At 44.7% G+C, this 18,763-nt stretch carries 21 protein-coding genes and 1 other annotated feature; of the genes, 15 read left to right on the top strand and 6 right to left on the bottom strand.

The window, feature by feature from the left end:
- Nucleotides 1-134 precede the first annotated feature (134 nt).
- The 5 genes from AMBT_RS04720 to AMBT_RS04700 form a co-directional block, all read right to left on the bottom strand.
- On the bottom strand, nt 135-437 hold the full coding sequence (locus AMBT_RS04720) for a hypothetical protein (protein WP_013783440.1): 303 nt from the start codon (nt 435-437) through the stop codon (nt 135-137).
- Between the two features lie 363 nt (nt 438-800).
- Nucleotides 801-1,529, bottom strand: a complete 729-nt coding sequence (gene tsaB, locus AMBT_RS04715; RefSeq protein ID WP_013783439.1) for a tRNA (adenosine(37)-N6)-threonylcarbamoyltransferase complex dimerization subunit type 1 TsaB — start codon at nt 1,527-1,529, stop codon at nt 801-803.
- A gap of 3 nt (nt 1,530-1,532) precedes the next feature.
- Nucleotides 1,533-3,452 carry a DNA repair helicase YoaA gene (locus AMBT_RS04710; RefSeq protein WP_013783438.1) on the bottom strand — a complete coding sequence of 640 codons (1,920 nt, stop codon included), beginning with the start codon at nt 3,450-3,452 and terminating at the stop codon, nt 1,533-1,535.
- A 209-nt stretch (nt 3,453-3,661) separates the two neighbouring features.
- Complete coding sequence (locus AMBT_RS04705) at nt 3,662-5,002, bottom strand: alpha-amylase family glycosyl hydrolase (protein WP_013783437.1); 1,341 nt, start codon at nt 5,000-5,002, stop codon at nt 3,662-3,664.
- Nucleotides 5,003-5,047: 45 nt separating this feature from the next.
- The gene (locus AMBT_RS04700) at nt 5,048-5,914 is read right to left on the bottom strand and encodes a sulfite exporter TauE/SafE family protein (RefSeq protein ID WP_041452771.1); all 867 of its coding nucleotides are present in this window, start codon (nt 5,912-5,914) and stop codon (nt 5,048-5,050) included.
- Nucleotides 5,915-6,091: 177 nt separating this feature from the next.
- On the opposite strand from AMBT_RS04700, the gene AMBT_RS04695 reads away from it, so the two are divergent.
- The 7 genes from AMBT_RS04695 to AMBT_RS23065 all read left to right on the top strand — a co-directional run bounded on the left by AMBT_RS04695 (nt 6,092) and on the right by AMBT_RS23065 (nt 10,701).
- The gene (locus AMBT_RS04695; RefSeq protein WP_049791747.1) at nt 6,092-6,577 is read left to right on the top strand and encodes a DUF2244 domain-containing protein; all 486 of its coding nucleotides are present in this window, start codon (nt 6,092-6,094) and stop codon (nt 6,575-6,577) included.
- 150 nt (nt 6,578-6,727) lie between these two features.
- Nucleotides 6,728-6,979 (top strand): DUF6482 family protein, encoded by a 252-nt coding sequence (locus AMBT_RS04690; protein WP_013783434.1) that lies wholly within the window; start codon nt 6,728-6,730, stop codon nt 6,977-6,979.
- Nucleotides 6,980-7,194: 215 nt separating this feature from the next.
- On the top strand, nt 7,195-8,079 hold the full coding sequence (locus tag AMBT_RS04685) for a TraB/GumN family protein (protein ID WP_041452490.1): 885 nt from the start codon (nt 7,195-7,197) through the stop codon (nt 8,077-8,079).
- Between the two features lie 160 nt (nt 8,080-8,239).
- On the top strand, nt 8,240-8,812 hold the full coding sequence (locus tag AMBT_RS04680; protein WP_013783432.1) for a lipid-binding SYLF domain-containing protein: 573 nt from the start codon (nt 8,240-8,242) through the stop codon (nt 8,810-8,812).
- A gap of 423 nt (nt 8,813-9,235) precedes the next feature.
- The gene (locus AMBT_RS04670; protein ID WP_013783430.1) at nt 9,236-9,655 is read left to right on the top strand and encodes a GNAT family N-acetyltransferase; all 420 of its coding nucleotides are present in this window, start codon (nt 9,236-9,238) and stop codon (nt 9,653-9,655) included.
- Between the two features lie 151 nt (nt 9,656-9,806).
- Nucleotides 9,807-10,406 carry a hypothetical protein gene (locus AMBT_RS04665; protein ID WP_013783429.1) on the top strand — a complete coding sequence of 200 codons (600 nt, stop codon included), beginning with the start codon at nt 9,807-9,809 and terminating at the stop codon, nt 10,404-10,406.
- Between the two features lie 163 nt (nt 10,407-10,569).
- Nucleotides 10,570-10,701 carry a hypothetical protein gene (locus AMBT_RS23065; protein ID WP_013783428.1) on the top strand — a complete coding sequence of 44 codons (132 nt, stop codon included), beginning with the start codon at nt 10,570-10,572 and terminating at the stop codon, nt 10,699-10,701.
- A 94-nt stretch (nt 10,702-10,795) separates the two neighbouring features.
- On the opposite strand, the gene AMBT_RS21850 is transcribed toward AMBT_RS23065, so the two are convergent.
- On the bottom strand, nt 10,796-11,155 hold the full coding sequence (locus AMBT_RS21850; RefSeq protein ID WP_013783427.1) for a hypothetical protein: 360 nt from the start codon (nt 11,153-11,155) through the stop codon (nt 10,796-10,798).
- A gap of 231 nt (nt 11,156-11,386) precedes the next feature.
- Nucleotides 11,387-11,505: a sequence feature (His leader region), on the top strand.
- Between the two features lie 59 nt (nt 11,506-11,564).
- Here AMBT_RS21850 and hisG point away from each other — a divergent pair.
- From hisG to hisIE, 8 genes are read left to right on the top strand one after another with little or no spacing between them, the layout of a single operon-like run.
- Nucleotides 11,565-12,467, top strand: coding sequence for an ATP phosphoribosyltransferase (hisG, locus tag AMBT_RS04655; RefSeq protein ID WP_013783426.1), 903 nt, complete (start codon nt 11,565-11,567; stop codon nt 12,465-12,467).
- A 13-nt stretch (nt 12,468-12,480) separates the two neighbouring features.
- Complete coding sequence (gene hisD / locus AMBT_RS04650) at nt 12,481-13,797, top strand: histidinol dehydrogenase (protein WP_013783425.1); 1,317 nt, start codon at nt 12,481-12,483, stop codon at nt 13,795-13,797.
- Nucleotides 13,797-14,885: a histidinol-phosphate transaminase gene (gene hisC, locus AMBT_RS04645; protein ID WP_013783424.1), complete on the top strand. Its 1,089-nt coding sequence runs from the start codon at nt 13,797-13,799 to the stop codon at nt 14,883-14,885. Before hisD ends, hisC begins: the two co-directional genes overlap by 1 nt.
- Entirely contained in the window at nt 14,882-15,952 is a 1,071-nt protein-coding gene (gene hisB, locus AMBT_RS04640) for a bifunctional histidinol-phosphatase/imidazoleglycerol-phosphate dehydratase HisB (protein ID WP_013783423.1), read from the top strand. The genes hisC and hisB overlap by 4 nt, the downstream gene beginning before the upstream one ends.
- Nucleotides 15,952-16,596 (top strand): imidazole glycerol phosphate synthase subunit HisH, encoded by a 645-nt coding sequence (gene hisH, locus AMBT_RS04635; RefSeq protein WP_013783422.1) that lies wholly within the window; start codon nt 15,952-15,954, stop codon nt 16,594-16,596. Before hisB ends, hisH begins: the two co-directional genes overlap by 1 nt.
- Complete coding sequence (gene hisA / locus AMBT_RS04630) at nt 16,596-17,333, top strand: 1-(5-phosphoribosyl)-5-[(5-phosphoribosylamino)methylideneamino]imidazole-4-carboxamide isomerase (protein ID WP_013783421.1); 738 nt, start codon at nt 16,596-16,598, stop codon at nt 17,331-17,333. Before hisH ends, hisA begins: the two co-directional genes overlap by 1 nt.
- Nucleotides 17,315-18,124: an imidazole glycerol phosphate synthase subunit HisF gene (hisF, locus tag AMBT_RS04625; RefSeq protein ID WP_013783420.1), complete on the top strand. Its 810-nt coding sequence runs from the start codon at nt 17,315-17,317 to the stop codon at nt 18,122-18,124. The genes hisA and hisF overlap by 19 nt, the downstream gene beginning before the upstream one ends.
- Complete coding sequence (gene hisIE, locus AMBT_RS04620; RefSeq protein WP_013783419.1) at nt 18,121-18,738, top strand: bifunctional phosphoribosyl-AMP cyclohydrolase/phosphoribosyl-ATP diphosphatase HisIE; 618 nt, start codon at nt 18,121-18,123, stop codon at nt 18,736-18,738. Before hisF ends, hisIE begins: the two co-directional genes overlap by 4 nt.
- The last annotated feature ends 25 nt before the right edge of the window (nt 18,739-18,763 follow it).

Raw genomic sequence — 18,763 nt, 5'->3', positions numbered from 1 at the left:
AACATTGATTTAAACGACTGTTAATCTTTAGACGGGCTTTTTGGCAAAAAGTTTAGTTGGGTTTTATAACACTGAGTTGGAGGGCATTAAATTAAGGCACTAACGCGCAAGGATGCACTGATTTAATGTAAATGCTAAGCGTATATATCTACACCGAACATGCTTTGTACCGACTCACGCTCTTGCTGCTTTTCAAAACTGGTATACGAAGCAATAGCCTGCTGAGAATAGCCGGCACTATCTTCTCGAACGAAACGTTGATAAGCCTGTGCGTTGTCGGTGCCTTGTGCATCTGGGGCCACGACAATATGGTTATTCTGCTGCTTGCCTTCATTATTGCTTTGCTGTTGCGCATCTTTATTAACTTTAGCAACGCGCCCTTGTGAGGGCTCTGATTGATGCGATGAAGGTATCGAAAAATTGTTAGTTATATGCATACCAAAAACGTGTCAGTCTTTTAAATGAAATCAAGTAGGTGAAGTAATGGGATGAATACAACGTATGTTAAGTTGTAAAAGCCATCTCCTGAACAATACACCGCCCAATATAAAGGTGTTACTTGCAAGAATTTGCAAGAATCGCGCCTGAACACTATGACTTTTCCCTGCTCACCTGAGAGCCTTGTTTTAGAGGCTCGTAGTATACGGTGCCGTTAGTGGCTGAGAGTTCGGTTTAACGTAGACTAAATGCTCTTGAATAAGGCGCTCGAAGAATGTTCTTGAAGAAACATTTGAAAAAGCTCTTGAAGAGGCTCTTGAATGAAGTTCCTCAAAAAGTTATCAGGCCTGAGGTTTACCCGCTTATTCGCGGCCCGGTAACTTTTTCCACGTTACTTTGTCTCGTAGATAAACAGGTTTTACATCACTGGCCACGTGTACATCGCCTTTGTTCGCGAGTTGCTCAGCAAGTGGAAGCATGTAAACCGCATCAGGAAATTCAATAGACACTTCATGGCCTTCAGGCAACAATGCTGCAAGCGCAGGATAGGCCTGCCAACCTGTACCAACAGGCTCAAACTCACTCACGTTCTCACCTTGGTTGGCCGCTATAGCATCATTGATAAGTTCCACAGCAGCTTCAGGCGGGCACACTTGCTCTGCAACCACTTCTTTCAATAAACCATTTTCAGATTTGTAGATGGCAAAGTAAACTTCGCCCATCCGGGCATCGGTAGCGCACACTACCCAAGAAACCTGCTTAGCTGTCACCTTGTTATTGACTAACGCTTGCTGCGCCATAGCCGCAAGCGTGCTTACGCCAGCTACCTTCAAACCAGTGCCAAGCGCTAAACCTTGAATCATTCCTGTGGCAATACGCACGCCGGTGAAGCTACCTGGGCCTCGCCCAAACGCTAATAGGTCTAAATCGCCCAGAACAAGCCCTGCATCTTTTAACACTTCGTCCAACATAGGCAATAGACGCTGACTATGTTGCTGAGGGCAAATTTCAAAACGTGAAACGACAGCGTCGCCGGTATTTAGTGCTACTGAACAGGCTTCTGTTGCCGTGTCGATGGCTAAAATCTTCATTTTTTACTCTTCATCAATTCTTGCAAGAAAAGACTCTACTTCGTCTAGACTGCGGGTTCTGCGCATATTCGGCAAGCTACCTATAAAAGTTTTCGCATAGGGTTTGGTGACTAAGCGATTATCGCAAATTACCAATACACCTTTATCGGTAGGGTCGCGAATTAAGCGCCCTGCACCTTGCTTTAACGCAATGACGGCTTGGGGTATTTGAATAACGCCAAATGGATTAGCGCCGCGCTTTTTAACATCGTCCATTCGTGCTTGCAATAACGGGTCGTCTGGTGATGCGAATGGCAGTTTATCTATCATGACGCACACCAAATCATTCCCTCGTACATCTACCCCTTCCCAAAAAGCGCCCGTGCCCATTAACACGGCTTTTTCGTCGGCCAAGTACGCATCTAATAACGCCTGCTTTGTTGTTGTGCCTTGTACTAACAGCGGGTTATCAATTTCATCTTCTAGCTTACCGGCTATTTCACGCAGCATGGCATGACTGGTAAATAACAAAAAGCATCGGCCTTTACTGGCTTTAATTAACCTTTTTGCCGTATTCAGCAAGGTTTCACGCATTGAAAAACTATTTGGCTCGGGCAAATACCGCGGTACACACAACATGGCTTGTTCAGGGTAGTTAAAGGGGCTATCTAAGCCTAACGTTCTTGAGTCTTCTAACCCCATTCTGCGCTGAAAATGTTCAAAGCCGCCGTTAACCATTAAGGTCGCCGAGGTAAATACCCACCCGCGAGGCGGCGATGCCACAAAACGGCGGAACTTAGCTGCAATAGACAACGGCGTTAAATGCATAATTAAATGGCGCGTTGTGGTTTCATACCACAAGCTCACATTTTCTTGTTTATCATCGCTTAACGAGTCAAGTTGCTCCCTAACGGACACTATTCTTTCATAAAGATTATCTAAATCTTTGTCGCGACCAATATGCAGCTTACACACTTCATGTAAAACCCCTAGCGCTTCTGCTAGTTTACCCACTTCTAAGCGCACATCGTCACGCATCAAGGCTTCGGCCCAGTTTCCCCGTTGGGTAGTATCGGGGAATAACAAGCGCAAATCTGCAGCAATCATGCGGCATTTGTCGGCTGCTTTGTCTAACTGAGCCGCGTCTTTCAACACGGTTCTAAAAATAAGGGTAATATCTTTGGCTAAATCTTGAATTTGGCGGGTAGAAAGCGACTCACCAAAGTAGTCTGCGGCAATATCGGGTATTTGATGGGCTTCATCAAATATAATGGCGTCGGCTTCTGGGATAAGCTCACCGAAACCCGTATCTTTTAATGCCATGTCAGCGAAAAATAAGTGGTGATTGACCACAATAATGTCGGCATCTAACGCCTTACGCCGTGCCTTAACCAAATAACACTCTTCATAATCAGGGCAGTCCCGACCAAGGCAATTATCAACGGTAGACGTCACTAATGGCAGCACCCGAGCATCTTCAGGTAAGCTTTTCAGCTCGCCCATATCGCCGGTTTTGGTAGTGGTAGACCATAGTTTCACTTCAGATAGCTGGCCTAACACCTCTTTTTCCACTAACGTGGAGTTACCGCCATGTTGTTCTAGTCGGTGCAGGCAAAGGTAATTCGCACGGCCTTTTAACAACGCCGTTTTACGCCTGCTGCTAAGGGCTTTTTTCACTAAAGGTAAATCGCGATGAAATAACTGCTCTTGCAGGTTTTTCGTTCCTGTAGACACTATCGCTTTGCCCTCTGCCAGCAGTGCTGGTGCAAGATACGCGAAAGTTTTTCCCGTACCTGTCCCGGCTTCAACCACTAGGCTGCCGGTTTCATCAATGGCTTCTTTTACCGCCTGCGCCATTTCTGTTTGCGCTTCACGGGGAACAAAGCCATTGATAGTCTTAGCAAGTAAACCCGTGGAAGAAAAGATGTCATCGATAGTTGGCATAGTGTACTTAACGTAAAAGTGAAGATTTGGCCGCTAGGCCACAAAGCGGTGCATTATGCCAAAGTTTTTCGAAAAATGGTTAGTATTCATAAAAATTCCATCCCGAATGACAGATTTCACTTACCACTAGCGTTACTGATCGCTAGTTTCGGATGTATGTGAGCTCAGCCATGCAACCTCCCCCATATAAGCTCAGCCATACTTACCATTTAATGAGAGCTAATCCATACCTGATAGCCCCACGGGTCAATTTGAACGGCCTTATCAATATGCAAGTGTTCGGTTTCGCTTTTACTCTCGTGGTGGGAAGAGCTTGAATCGAGCGTGCACTTATAATAATGACCATTAAGAATAGGGTCATTAAACGTGACCTTGCCTAAAGTGTCTGAAAAATTGATGATCACTAACACTTTATTGTGTTCATCCATTCTCACAAAGCTGAATACCTGTGACATAGCGTTACTTGGCACCTGAATCATACGTGAACCAAATTCACCATTGCCCAAGGCAGGAATAGATTTTTTTATCTTAATGAGCGCTTTATACAAATCACCAATGCGATGAGGTTGCCATTCAATGGGATCACGTTCGAAAAACGCTAACCGCTTTGTTTCCCCGGCTTCTTGGCCATTATGAATGAGCGGCATACCTTCGCCTAACACCGACAATACAATGGCGCCTTCCAACGCATCGCCAAATTGCTCTGCCTGAGTACCATCCCACGCATTTTTATCGTGGTTACTCACGAACGTCATTCGATAAGCACTGTGCGGCCACGCCCGTTCATTCCATGAATAATATTTTCTCAGTCTATCAAGAGAACATCGCCCATGAGCGAGCTCATGCATGGTTTCATTCCAGCTCCATGCATAAGTCATGTTAAAAGCGGTTTCGTGTAAATCGCGATTTTCCCACTCTGCCAACATAAATACGGGTTTTATAGCATCTAAGGCAACACGCGCTTGATGCCAAAAATCGTTCGGCACATACCCCGCTACATCACATCGAAAACCATCAATGTCAAAGCGTTCTACCCAATAGCGCATGGCATTAATCATATACTCACGTAGCGCAGGTTCGTCGTAATCAAACTCGATAATATCTGACCAATCCCACCAAGGAGACGGGCGAAACTCACCGTGGTGATCTCTGGCATACCAATGAGGATGAGTATCCACTAGAGGGTTGTCCCAGGCGCTATGATTAGGCACCCAGTCTAGGATAACTTTTAAATTCCGGTTGTGCGCTTCTTGCACCAACTCTTGAAAGTCGTCTGCATTGCCAAACTCAGGGTTAATATCCAAATAGTCTTTAACCGCGTACGGGCTACCAAGTTCACCTTTTCGATTTTTTTCACCTATTGGGTGAATAGGCATAAGCCAAAGAATATCAGCACCTAAATCACAAATATGATTTAAGCGTTTCGTCACCTCTTTGAATGTACCAGATACAGAAAACTGGCGAGTATTCACCTGATAGATAACGGCTTGTTTCGACCATTCAGGCTGCGTTACACGGTAAATTTTCTTGGGAGTTGTCTGAATTGTCATCCATGCATCCTTTTTTGCCAAACTATTCCTCTACAAAATATGCACTTAGAAAATAGGTAAACCAGATACGCCGAGCAAAAGAACCCAAGTGCCAAAGAAAAGTTTAAGTTTTTGGGGTGAAAAAGCCAGCACAACATACTTTGCTAACATGCAACCAATAATCGCTCCTGCACCTGCAAATATCACTACGTCCCAAACTACGGCTTGGGTTACTAACACGTGGTAAATCACAGCGCCCCAAACGGTAAAGGCTGACAAGATGACTGCAACAGCAATCGCCATCGTCACATTGAACCCTCTAATGATAAGGTAAACAGCCACCAGCTCGCCTACCCCTACAGAAAGCCAAGCGGTAACAATTCCCCCGAAAAAAGAAATAACTGGCAGCGCGACAATATCGAATTGCTCAGCATCTTGTTTTAAGGCAACCCGTTTTAAAAAAGGAATAGAGGCAAAAATAGCCACAGCAAGCAATATAGAAAATGCGCCAAACCCTAAGTGAATCTGTTCTATTCCTCCTTTTAAGGGTGAAAGCACACTAAACTTCTCTGGGCCAAACTGAGCGAACCACACACCACACAGTGAGGCAGGTACGCTTAGCATTAAGCTTGTAGGTAACGCGCGCCATTGACTGTCGGTTTGATGATGACAACGTTTATAACGCCACCACGTGATAGCGCCAGCAGTCATGCCGCAGCATTGAATAGCAAAACTGGTGGCTACCACACTCTGAGAGGAAAACGCTAAGTGGTTAAAGAAAGGAACAAATACCACGCCCCCACCCGCACCAGTCGCGTTGGCGAAAATAGCGCCAATAATGCCAAGCAAACTAAAAAGGCTATTTTCGGCAATAAGCACTAGCGGCGCGGATTGAGAAAAAATCACCACTACCCACAGTACAACCAAAAGCATTTTTAAAGGGCTTTGTATTACCCATTGAAATAAACGATTCAACACATTCTCCTAAACGGCGCATGGAGATGGAACTCTCGTGTACGGCTAGTGTTTTTATTTAAACAAATCACGACGGCAAAATACCCAATGCCTACTAATATTACTAGGTAGCTCCCGTTTTATCCTTTGAACTTTATGTTAGAAACAATCTCGCTCCAAGGTAAGAAAAGGTTGCGGCTCACGCCTAACCGTTCAGCAAGCTGGCAAGATACTAAATGGCTGATGTTAATTTTTGCCGTTGCTGTATTCACTATCGCTATTGGCTGGGCGTTGGTAGGCGTTTGGGTAATATTACCCTTTGCTGGTGTAGAAGTTGTATTGCTTATTTTTATCATGTACCAAGTGTCCCGCAGCACTTACCGGTGGGAAACCATTGATATTGCCCCACACACTATTCATTTTTGCACACGTCACCGCACACTCACTTTTACTCGTCCGTCCGCGCATATTGAATTTACCGAAGATGAAAACGACTGGCGCCTTCCCACTGTCAGCCTAGTGGATGGCGAACAACGTATTGTCTTAGGGGAGTTCCTCAATCTTGAAGATCGCGCATTACTAAAAGAAACACTAGGTAACGAAGGCATCATGGTATGCCGTAATCATTGGTGGAAAACCTAGCATAGCATCTAGCAATACGTGTAAGCCCCGCTTTGGTTTTAGCGCTCGTTTTAGTGAGGCGACGCGAAGTTTAAATTAAATTTAATATCCGTTTTTCCGCCTATGAACTACAAATAGTAGTGTCTAGTCGTGTTATCTCGGAGAACAATTATGAATCTGTACATAGAGTCAATTGAAGGCGGTAGCTATTTAGCGGCAACAGGGCTAGGTGCATCCCGCACGTTAGTAAGAGACAAAACGTCTCGACCAAAGACATTTCATTGTCTAAATGAAATTAAAGACCACTTTAATTCCAAGGAGTTTGAACATGTTTGGCTGCGTCAAACCACCCCTTACGAGGAAATGGTAGGGCAGTCACAGATTCCAGATGCGCTGGAACTCGAAATTGATTGGCATCGCTAGTAGCTCTTTTCTTAACTGCCCTTCTATTACCAGGTTTGCGTGAGCTTCCTTTGTGTTAGCTACTTAGGTGTGAGCTACCTAGGTGTGAGCGGCCCTGACATTTGCTGTCCTGTGGCTAGTTGGTAAGAAAGTCGTTGAATGCTGGTTAAATAGACCTTGGTTGAATAGAGATAACTTACTCGGTAAAGTGGCTGATTATCATCTAATAGGACAATATGATGAAATTCAGCCCACGTGCTTTTAGCTTAGCGCTTTTACTTACAACTTATGTAGTAGCGCTAACCACGCCAGCCTTTTCTGCCTCAGTTTTTAAAGTTAGTAACGGCGAAAACACCCTTTACATTGGCGGTACGCTCCACTTACTCAGCGAAAGCGACTATCCCCTTCCTGACGCTTACAACACCGCTTACCAACAGTCAGAAACCTTAGTGTTTGAAACAGACCTAGATGCCTTAGAAACACAAGCATTTGCACAGTCTATGATGGACAAGCTGACTTACACCTCGGGTAACAGCCTTGCTGATGAGCTTTCAGAAAAAACCATAGCGAATTTATCAGCACATATGGAAGCCCGTGGTTTATCACTTTCTAATTTTATGATGTATAAGCCTGCATTTTTAAGCATTACTTTGAGCATGATTGAACTACAAATCATGGGGCTAACCAGTGAGGGCGTAGATAAATATTTCTTTAATCGCGGCAAAAACGACGATAAAACCATTCTTTGGCTAGAAAGCCCAGAGCAACAACTTTCATTTATTCAGCAAATGGGTAACGGCGATGAAGATGCGTTTATTCAATACACCCTTGAAGATGTTGAAACCCTCCCCGAGGTTTTACCTAAGTTAAAATCGAGTTGGAAAGCAGGCGACCTCGACACAATGTACGAAGAAAGCATGGCTGATTTCAAATCCGAATACCCTGATATATTCGATACGCTTCTATCGTCTAGAAACAAAGCATGGATGCAATTTTTAGTGAAAGCATTGGCAACTAAACCCACTGAATTTGTGCTGGTAGGCGCATTGCATTTGCCAGGCGAACTGGGCGTATTGAACATGCTAGAACAGCAAGGTTTCAAGGTTGAGAAGGTAAAGTAGCAATAACATTTACATTCAAAACTAACCTTTGAGCACATTTTTTGCGTACTAGAATTGTAGCGACATGCAATAAACGATTAAACCGACCCGTTTAGGTTTATTTAATACCTAAGCCCAAAGTTTAGACAGTACGTTTTAAAATTGAATCGAAGGAAAAAATATGAATTTCAAAAGCTTAACTTCACTTTCGTTGGTAGGTTTAGTTTTACTTGCAGTAACGGGCTGTGCCTCTATGGGTGACGGTAGTGTTGCTGAAAAGCGACAAGCTATTTTAGATATGCAGCAAAATGCATTGGCTAGGCTATATACAGAAAAGCCTGATACTCGCTCTCAAGTGCGTGATGCAGCGGGTTATGCAGTATTCACCAACGCGAACATTAACGTTATTTTCTTCGCTGCAGGTACGGGTTACGGCGTAGTGAACAACCAAATTACTGGTACGAAAACTTACATGAATATGGCCGAAGGCGGTGTTGGTCTTGGACTAGGTGCGAAAGACTACCGCGTAGTGATGGTTTTCCACACGCAAAAAGCCATGAGCTACTTTATCGAGAATGGTTGGACTGTAGGCGGTAACGCTGATGCCGCGGCTAAAGCCGGTAACAAAGGAATGTCAGCGGAAGGCGAAGGCTATTTAGGCAATGTGACGGTTTATACCATGACCGAAAGCGGCTTAGCGTTGCAAGCCACGGTGAAAGGTACCAAGTTCTGGGTAGATAAAGAACTTAACTAATAAAAGCTAGATTTCGCTAAAAATAACAATCTGGCACTGGCCTTTTTAATTTTTATTAAAAAGGCCAATGCCAGTTTTTCTTTTAAGAAAGCGACTTGCACACCGGTAAATAGCCTCAACTTCAGTGAATTCCATTCCCGCAGCCTTGCGCCCTCTCCTACCTCCTTTCCAGCTGTAACCGCCGACAACACATCTGGGATATTGCTTTATTAAATTATATATATGGTTTTGACTTTTGTTTTCGTTTTTGTTTTTGTTTTTGTTATTCGGCTATAAATTATGACATTGATTTCACTACCAAAATATAACATATTGATGCAGTATAGAATTCTCGAGAAAGACTAAGCGTTAGCAATAAAAAAAGGATTTGGCTTAGGTTGTTTACCACCATTTAACTGAAGAGCAAATTAATGGGGCAATAGAATGTCAGCATCCCAGATTATTTTGAAAGAAGAGCCCCCGAAAGTTGTCGACTTCGCATCACTTCGAAGCATCGTAGGTTGGGAAAACCCAGAACTTTCAATCATTCAAAGTAGTATAGATTCCTCTTTATTCTGGGTTTCACTTTATTTAGAAAATCAACTTATAGGCTGTGGACGGGTAATAGGTGATGACGCTATGTACTTCTATGTTCAAGACATTATTGTTAACCCCGAACACCAAAAACGTGGCTTGGGTTTTCAAATCATGCAATCCATCAACCGCTATCTCACTTTGCATTGCCCTGTTGGTTCAACCGTTGGACTACTTTCAGCGTATGGTAAAGAGAAATTCTATGAAAAATTCGGGTTCACATCCCGTGACGGTCAAACACTAGGCCTAGGCATGTGCAAGTTTATTTAGCAATTTGCTGTAACAAGGCTTGTTATTGGGTCTAGGTTAGACTGCGGCGGCTAGCGCGCACAAGAAGCCTTATCTGAAGTGTTAGGGTAGATATTTTAAATGTCTCTACAAACTAAATAGAGAGACGTTAGATAAAAAACAAAGGAAAATCATGAATTTTACGAATAAACATACGGTTAGGGCGACATCGTATTTACTCTTTTTGTTGGCGGCTACCCAGGCGCTATATACCCTACTTCGCATGGCTGGCATCGATTTTCCACGGCAGCTATTTTGGGGAACGGAAAGCATTCTTTTCACCTTCCTTATGGCCTTTGCTGGCGCGGCGATGGTGCGCGCTAAGCATTACCATGTAGGGTGGTCTGCCATTGCGTTCAGTGCAGCCCTTAATTTAGTACAAGTGAGTGTTGGCCTTACTATGTTTACCCCCTTTCGTGAGGCTGCAGGTCAAAACGAGAGCTTAGGGCCATTAGCCGGCGCAGTAGTGGCTTTGTCTTTCATGATTTATTACGCTGCCAAGCTACTGCTGGGTTTTGCGGCGCTTATTTTTGGCATTGCAAAAATGAAAGATGGCGCTAAGCCCTTAGGTGGACTAACTGCGCTAGTGGGTGTTGTTGCTATACTCGCCAATGGAATTTTGATTGTATTTGGCCGTAACGCTTTCTTACCATCAGCGGTGGCTGGAGGGTTTGGTGTGCTCGCAACCCTGCTTCTGGCTTTCTGTCTGATCCGTGTTGCCAGTGAAGATTAGGCGATATGCGCTTACCACCAATAACCTGTGATTAGTCAATTAGTCTAAAAACGCCTGATTTTTAAACTAAAGTTGGGTAGCCTCCCCCTATTTTATAGACACTGAAGTGGTAATATTGGGTTGTAGTTTATTACATTCCTTCTCAACGCCTAGAGGTATTATTATGACAGCGCTACTTTCTTTAAATGCAGATGATTTGTTTATTGTGACTGGCATCGCGCTTATGTTTATCAGCTATGCGTTTTTACTGCCTACTGAACTAAAGCGTGCAATTAAACAACGGGGCAGTAAATAATATAAACTCGCTGATGTGTCTTTGTTACTGCAGAGATACTGAGGGGCAACATTTAAGAGATGATGGTAAGGAAGCCGAAAGCAGCCTGCTGTAATCAAATGGTAATATCCACATGCTTGATGCCCCGCGGTATTTTAGTACCTGTTGCATCTGCGGTATCTAATTCACTGCTTTCAGTTTCGCTCAATTGCTGTCCTATTGAATTATCGTCTTGGCTGTCTTCTTGTTGGCGATTTACTTGGTTGCTCGGGTGTTCTTTCTTTTCGTTGTTTTCCTCGTGCCGTTCCCGCTGCGCCATTTCATCAACAATATGCACTTCATCATGTTGCTCTTTTTCATCTTGATTGAGCGCCTCTGACTTTTCGCTGCGCACCACTTTTTTAACCCTATTATCAGATTCGATGGGCACTTTGGTGTTGCGCGGTAAAATGGAAAAAATTAAGTCATTACTCATGGCTACCCCAACCCGCTAAGGTCAATTTTGTGATATTTCATCATCTACTTTACTTAATAGGGAAAACGATCACATTGGCTCAGATCAAAAAGTTTTACTATATACATATTAATTTAGACTGAAACTGCAAAAAGAGTTCACTTTCGCCTTGCAAAATAGGGGGCAAACCGCTAATGTTTCAGCCGTTCGGAAATAGGTATTAAGAAATCAAATGAATAACTGCGCTGTAAAACATCACCACCATCATAAAGCATAGCCTTTCAGGTTCGTGCTGGAAGGTCTATTATTCCTTCCAGTGGCGCAGATAGAAAAAATTCTCGACCCTCGGAAGGAAACTTCCGGGGGTTTTTCGTTTTAGGCGTAATCGTTAAGACAGTAAAAAGTAGTACAACGTGAAAGGAACGTTTCAATGAGTAACAGCAAAAGACTTCGAATTGCCATACAGAAATCAGGCCGTTTAAGCGATGACAGCATCGCGCTACTTAAGGCTATTGGCATTAAATTAAACATTCGTGATCGCCTGCTGATTGCGCATTCTACCAACGAGCCTATCGATTTATTACGTGTTCGCGACGACGATATTCCAGGGTTAGTAATGGACGGCGTAGCCGACCTTGGTTTCATTGGCGAAAACGAACTTGAAGAAAAAATGTTAGAACGCAAAGCATCTAACAAGCCTTCTGATTATGAAGTATTACGTCGTTTAGACTACGGCGGCTGTCGCTTGTCTATCGCCGTGCCTACTGAAATGGACTACACCAACATTCAGTCTTTAGAAGGCAAGAAAGTGGCTACCACTTACCCATTCCTATTAGAGCGTTATTTTGCAGAGCAAAAAATTAATGCTAAAGCAGTCATGCTTACCGGTTCAGTTGAAGTTGCACCACGCGCTGGCGTTGCCGACGCTATCTGTGACTTGGTATCAACGGGCGCTACCCTTGAAGCGAACGGTCTGGTTGAAGAGGATGTCATCTTCCGCTCAAAAGCAGTATTAATTCAACGTGCCGACGGCAACATGAGTGATGAAAAGCAAACGCTTATTAATCGTCTTATGCCGCGTGTTGATGGTGTGTTGCTGGCGAAAGAAAGCAAGTACATCATGCTTCACGCACCAAAAGCTTATCTAGAACAAGTGAAAAGCTTGTTACCTGGCGCTGAAAACCCAACCGTATTGCCTTTGTCTGGCAATGAAGAGCATGTGGCTATTCATGTTGTTTCTACTGAAACCCTATTTTGGGAAACCATGGAAAAACTAAAAGCCCTAGGCTGCTCTTCAATATTAGTTATGCCTATCGAAAAAATGATGGGCTAAAAGGCAAAAGATTATGATTATCTGGTCATCTCTATCAAAGCTTGAGAAAAAAACAGCGCTTTCGCGCCCGGCTATGGCCAATAGCCAACAGTTAAAACAAACCGTGGGCGACATTATCGCTAGCGTTGAAAGTAAAGGCGATGCAGCTGTTATCGACTTCACTCGTAAGTTTGATTACCCTGATTTGCAATCGTTAGTGTTATCGCAAGAAAACATCGACACGTTAGCAAGCTCGGTTACCGCAGAAGTGGCTGGCGCTATTGATATTGCATTTAACAATATTAAAGCGTTTCACGATGCTCAGTTGCCAAGTGATATTGCGCTAACCACTACGCCTGGTGTGAACTGCGAATTGCGCTTCACCCCACTAGACGCAGTAGGTTTGTATATTCCAGGTGGCAGTGCACCTTTGCCTTCAACGGTGCTAATGCTAGGTGTACCAGCGCTGGTAGCGGGTTGTGACAACAAACTGCTTTGTACGCCACCAAACAAGCAAGGCTTGATTGCCCCTGAAATTGCCTATGCCGCAAGAAAATGTGGCATTGAAGCCATATATCTTTGTGGCGGCGCGCAGGCCATTGCAGCAATGGCATTAGGCACAGATACTATCCCGCAGGTTGATAAAATATTCGGCCCGGGCAATAGTTTTGTGACAGAAGCCAAACAGCAAGTAAGTTTGCGTGCTGATGGTGCGGCTATTGATATGCCAGCAGGCCCGTCTGAAGTATTGGTGTTAGCCGATGAATTTGCCGATGCTGAATTTGTTGCCTCAGACTTACTTTCTCAAGCAGAGCATGGCCCTGATTCTCAAGCCATTTTAGTGTCTAACAGCGAAGCACTGATTGAAAGTGCGAAGGCAGCGGTTGAACGTCAATTGTCTACCCTTTCACGGGCCGACATTGCTCGTCCTGCAATGGAGAATGCCCGCTATATTTTGGCCGACTCAATAGATGACGCTATTTTAGTAAGCAATGCCTATGCGCCTGAACACTTGATAGTGCAAATTGAAGATGCCCGTAGTTTACTGCCGAAAATCAAATACGCAGGTTCAATATTTTTAGGCCCTTGGTCGCCTGAATCTGCCGGAGATTATGCCTCGGGTACTAACCACGTATTACCTACGTACGGTTATGCGAAGAACTACTCCAGCTTAGGCTTACTCGACTTTATGCGTCGTTACACCATTCAAGAGTTATCTGCAGACGGCATGCGCAACTTAGGCCCAGCTATTATGGCATTGGCTAGCGCTGAAGGGCTTGATGCTCACGAACAAGCGGTAGCGCTGCGTATGCAAAAATTAGCAAACGCTAACGATAAGGGAGATGCCTAATGTCTGCGCTTGTAGATACCCTTATTGATAACCTAATTAACGACAATTTAGTGCCGCTTAAGCCTTATGAGTCGGCTAGGCGTTTGTATTCAGGCGGTCAAGATTGGCTAAACGCCAACGAGTCGCCTTATGCGAATGAGTATACAATTGATGCGAGTAACTTTAATCGTTACCCGTCGTGTCAGCCCTCATCGGTGGTAGAAAGCTATGCTGCTTATGCAGGCATTGATACCTCTCAGTTGATGGTTACCCGTGGTGCAGACGAAGGCATTGAATTACTGATTCGTACCTTTTGCACACCAGGCAAAGATAATATTGTTATTTGTCCGCCCACCTATGGTATGTACGCCATTAGCGCAGAAACCTGTGATGTGGGTATTACTACCGTGCCACTAAAAGGCGATTTCAGCCTAGACGTTGAAGGTGTATGCGCAATTGATAACGCTAATGTTATCTTTATTTGTGCGCCAAATAACCCAACGGGTACACAGGTTGCCAGAGACGATATTCGAGCAGTACTCAACCACTTTGCCGATAGCGCCTTAGTGGTAGTGGATGAAGCCTATATTGAGTTTGATGCCGATAATACCTGGGCAAATGAAATAGCGGATTACCCTAACCTAGTAGTACTACGCACGCTTTCAAAAGCCTTTGCGTTAGCGGGTTTACGCTGCGGCTTTACTCTAGCCCAAGCGCCGGTTATTCAAGCGTTGCTAAAAGTTATTGCACCCTACCCTATTGCAGAGCCTGTGGCACAAATTGCTGCACAGGCGTTATCTACTGACTCACTGACATTAATTCAGTTGCAGGTAGATACCATCAATAGAGAAAAAGACCTACTGGCAACCGCGCTTGCCGATATTGACGGCTTTGAATTGGTTGGCGATAGAAAAGCAAACTTTGTGCTATTTCGCTACGAGCGTGCTAGCGAACTCATGCAATATTTGGTGAGCAAAGGGTTATTAATACGCGACCAATCTAAACAGCTTAACCTTACAAATTGCTTGCGAGTAAGCATTGGTACTGAAGAACAAAACCAGCGTTTATTGCAACTGATCAACGAATTTAAAAAGGAGCTAGCGGCATGAGTCAGCAAGCCATTTTATTTATCGACCGCGACGGTACACTTGTAGAAGAACCACCGGTAGATAAACAGCTAGACAGTTTAGAAAAGCTGGTTTTCGAGCCAAACGTTATTCCTGTGTTATTAAAGCTAATAGCCGCAGGCTTTAAGTTTGTCATGGTCACTAACCAAGATGGTTTAGGCACGGACAGCTTTCCACAAGCTGATTTTGACGCGCCTCATAATGCCATGATGGCTATTTTTAAAAGCCAAGGCATTACATTTGACGACGTGCTTATTTGCCCGCACTTTGAAGAAGACAACTGTACTTGCCGTAAGCCTAAACTGGGGTTAGTGAAAGATTACCTTCAGCAAGGAAAGGTGGATTTCACCCGTTCATACGTGATTGGCGATCGCATGACCGACATGCAACTTGCCGAGAACATGGGTATTAAAGGTTTGCAATATAACCCTGACACCTTGAACTGGGATCACATCCAGAAAACCTTGTTGTCGTCTTCACGTATTGCCGAAGTTATCCGCACTACCTCAGAAACCGACATTAAAGTACGCGTAGATTTAGACTCTACCGAGAAGTCGCACATCCACACTGGGTTGGGTTTCTTCGACCACATGCTCGACCAAATTGCGACCCACGGTGGGTTTGAGTTAAACGTGACCGTAGATGGCGATTTGCACATAGATGATCACCACAGTGTGGAAGACACTGCATTAGCATTGGGTGAAGCTCTTAAGAAAGCCCTCGGTGATAAACGTGGTATTGGCCGTTTTGGTTTTGCCCTGCCTATGGATGAGTGCCGCGCAGAATGTATTATGGATATCTCAAACCGCCCTCACCTTAAGTTTGAAGCTGATTTCAGCCGCGACCAAGTGGGCGAAATGGCCACTGAAATGGTGCCGCACTTTTTCTATTCATTGGCGCAAAGCATGGGGCTGTCGCTTCACCTTTCCACCAGCGAAGGGAATGCTCACCACCAGGTAGAAAGTTTATTCAAAGTATTTGGCCGTGCGTTACGTCAAGCCATTACGCGACAAGGTGATGCACTGCCTAGCAGTAAAGGAGCGCTTTAATGCCTGAAATACAAAAATCACAACGACAAAAGATTGTCATTGTGAACACAGGCTGCGCAAATATTTCATCGGTTCGCTTTGCGCTAGAGCGTTTAGGTGTAACCGTTGAAGTATCTGACGACAAAGATGTGATCACCCGCGCCGACAAAGTATTTTTACCCGGTGTGGGTACTGCAGCTGCTGCCATGGCAAGCGTTACGCAAAAAGACTTATCAAGCACATTGCAAAGCCTAACCCAGCCAGTACTAGGCGTGTGTTTAGGTATGCAGTTAATGGTAGAAAGCAGCGCTGAAGGTAGCTTAGAGAACCGCTTAGGAGATACGCAGGATGACATTCCTTGTTTGTCGCTAATGCCTGGTCGTGTTGCTCGTATGGAAGCGAATGGCTTGCGTTTGCCGCACATGGGTTGGAATACGGTTTCTCATAGCGACGACACCTTGTTTAAAGGCATCCCACAAGATACCTATTTCTATTTTGTGCACAGCTTTGCGGTACCAGAGTACGCCCATACCCTAGCCAGCTGTAACTATGGTAACCCGTTTTCAGCGGCCATTAATAAAGACAACTTCTTTGGCGTACAATTTCACCCTGAACGCTCCAGCGATGCTGGTGCGCAACTACTGACTAACTTTGTGAACCTATAATGATTATTCCAGCAATTGATCTTATCGATGGCAGCGTAGTGCGTTTGTATCAGGGCGACTACGAGCAAAAAACAAAATACGAATTCGACCCAGTAGACGTGGTAAACGACTATGCCGACCAAGGCGCTACGTGGTTGCACATTGTTGATTTAACTGGCGCGAAAGACACCAGCAAGCGCCAGCTTACCTTGATTAAATCAATGGTAGATACCAAGCGCATGCAGTTTCAAGCCGGCGGCGGTATTCGTAGTGAAGAAGAAGTAGCCCAGTTACTCGATATTGGCGTAAGCCGCGTGGTGATTGGATCACTCGCGGTTAAACAGCCTGAACTGGTGAAATCGTGGGTAACCAAATACGGTGCTGAACATATCGTATTAGCCTTAGATATTAACATTAGTGAGAACGGCGAAAAGCTGATTGCCACTCACGGATGGCAGGAGAATTCAGGGGTAGCCTTGGAAGACTTGCTAAACGACTTTGCATCAGTTGGTGCTACACATGTGCTTTGCACTGACATTAGCCGTGACGGCACACTACAAGGCGCTAATGTAGAACTTTACGAAGAGATAAGTGCACGCTTCCCTAATGTTAGCTGGCAAGCATCTGGCGGCATAGGTAGCTTAAACGACATTTCGGCGTTGAAACCAACCAACGTTGGCGGTGTGATTTTGGGCCGTGCCTTACTTGAAGGTAAATTTACCGTGAAGGAGGCTATCGCATGTTGGCAAAACGCATAATTCCTTGTTTGGATGTTCGCGACGGCAAAGTCGTTAAAGGCGTTCAATTTAGAAATCACGAAATTATTGGCGACATCGTACCCTTAGCAGAGCAATACGCAAAAGCGGGTGCTGACGAACTGGTGTTTTACGATATTACTGCAAGCTCAGATGAGCGCGTGGTAGATAAAAGCTGGGTAAGCCGTATTGCACAGGTTATCGACATTCCATTTTGTGTAGCCGGCGGCATCAAAAGCATTGAAGATGCTGGGCGCATTTTAGAAATGGGCGCAGATAAAATTTCAATTAACTCCCCTGCCCTAAACAACCCTGCATTAATTAATGCCATGCATGACGTTTACGGCCAGCAGTGTGTAGTCATTGGGGTAGACAGCTTTTACAACGACGCCACCGGGCAATACGAAGTGTATAAGTTTACTGGCGATGAGAACCGCACTCAAAAGAGCCAATGGCAAACCCTAGACTGGATAAAAGAAGTGCAGTCACGCGGTGCCGGTGAAATTGTGCTTAACTGCATGAACCAAGACGGTGTACGCAAAGGTTATGATATAGCCCAGCTTAGCGCAGTACGTGAAGTGTGCGAAGTACCCCTTATTGCTTCTGGCGGTGCCGGTGAGATCTCTCACTTCAACGATGTATTTCAACAAGCCGATGTTGATGGCGCGCTAGCCGCTTCCGTATTCCATAAAGGCATTATTAACATTGATGACCTAAAGGCCGATTTAACCGCTAATGGCGTACCTATGCGTAAGCGTCACGCCCTACCAAACGCACAAGGAATAAAGCCGTGATTGTAACTTCCGAAAACAGTAATACCCTAGCATGGGAAAAAATGGACAACCTGCTTCCAGCCATAGTACAAGACGCCCTTTCAGGCAAAGTACTAATGCAGGGTTACATGAACCAAGATGCACTAGCCACTACACTAGATAGCGGTAAAGTCACTTTTTTTAGTCGCTCAAAACTGCGTTTGTGGCAAAAAGGCGAAACCTCAGGCAATACCTTAGATTTAGTCAGCGTAGCCGCCGATTGCGATTTCGACTCGCTATTAGTGTTAGCCAACCCTAACGGCCCTACGTGCCATACAGGCGTTGAAAGCTGCTGGTTTGAAGGCAATACGCCTAGCTTTACCTTTCTGGCTGATTTAGAGCGCTTATTGGCTGCCCGTAAAGGCGCAGATCCGAAAAGCAGCTACACCGCTAGCTTGTACAATAAAGGCATTAAGCGTATTGCACAGAAAGTGGGTGAAGAAGGTGTTGAAACCGCACTTGCTGCTACGGTACACGACAAAGAAGAGCTTAAAAACGAAGCCGCTGATTTGCTGTATCACCTAACCGTATTGCTGCAAGCAAGCGACATGTCGCTTGATGATGCACTATCTGTATTGCGTGAACGTCAAAAGTAAGTGTTCATCGCCCAAGTTCATTGAG

The organism is Alteromonas naphthalenivorans (genome assembly GCF_000213655.1).
GTDB lineage: Bacteria > Pseudomonadota > Gammaproteobacteria > Enterobacterales > Alteromonadaceae > Alteromonas > Alteromonas naphthalenivorans.
This window is presented reverse-complemented; position numbering and strand designations above follow the sequence as displayed.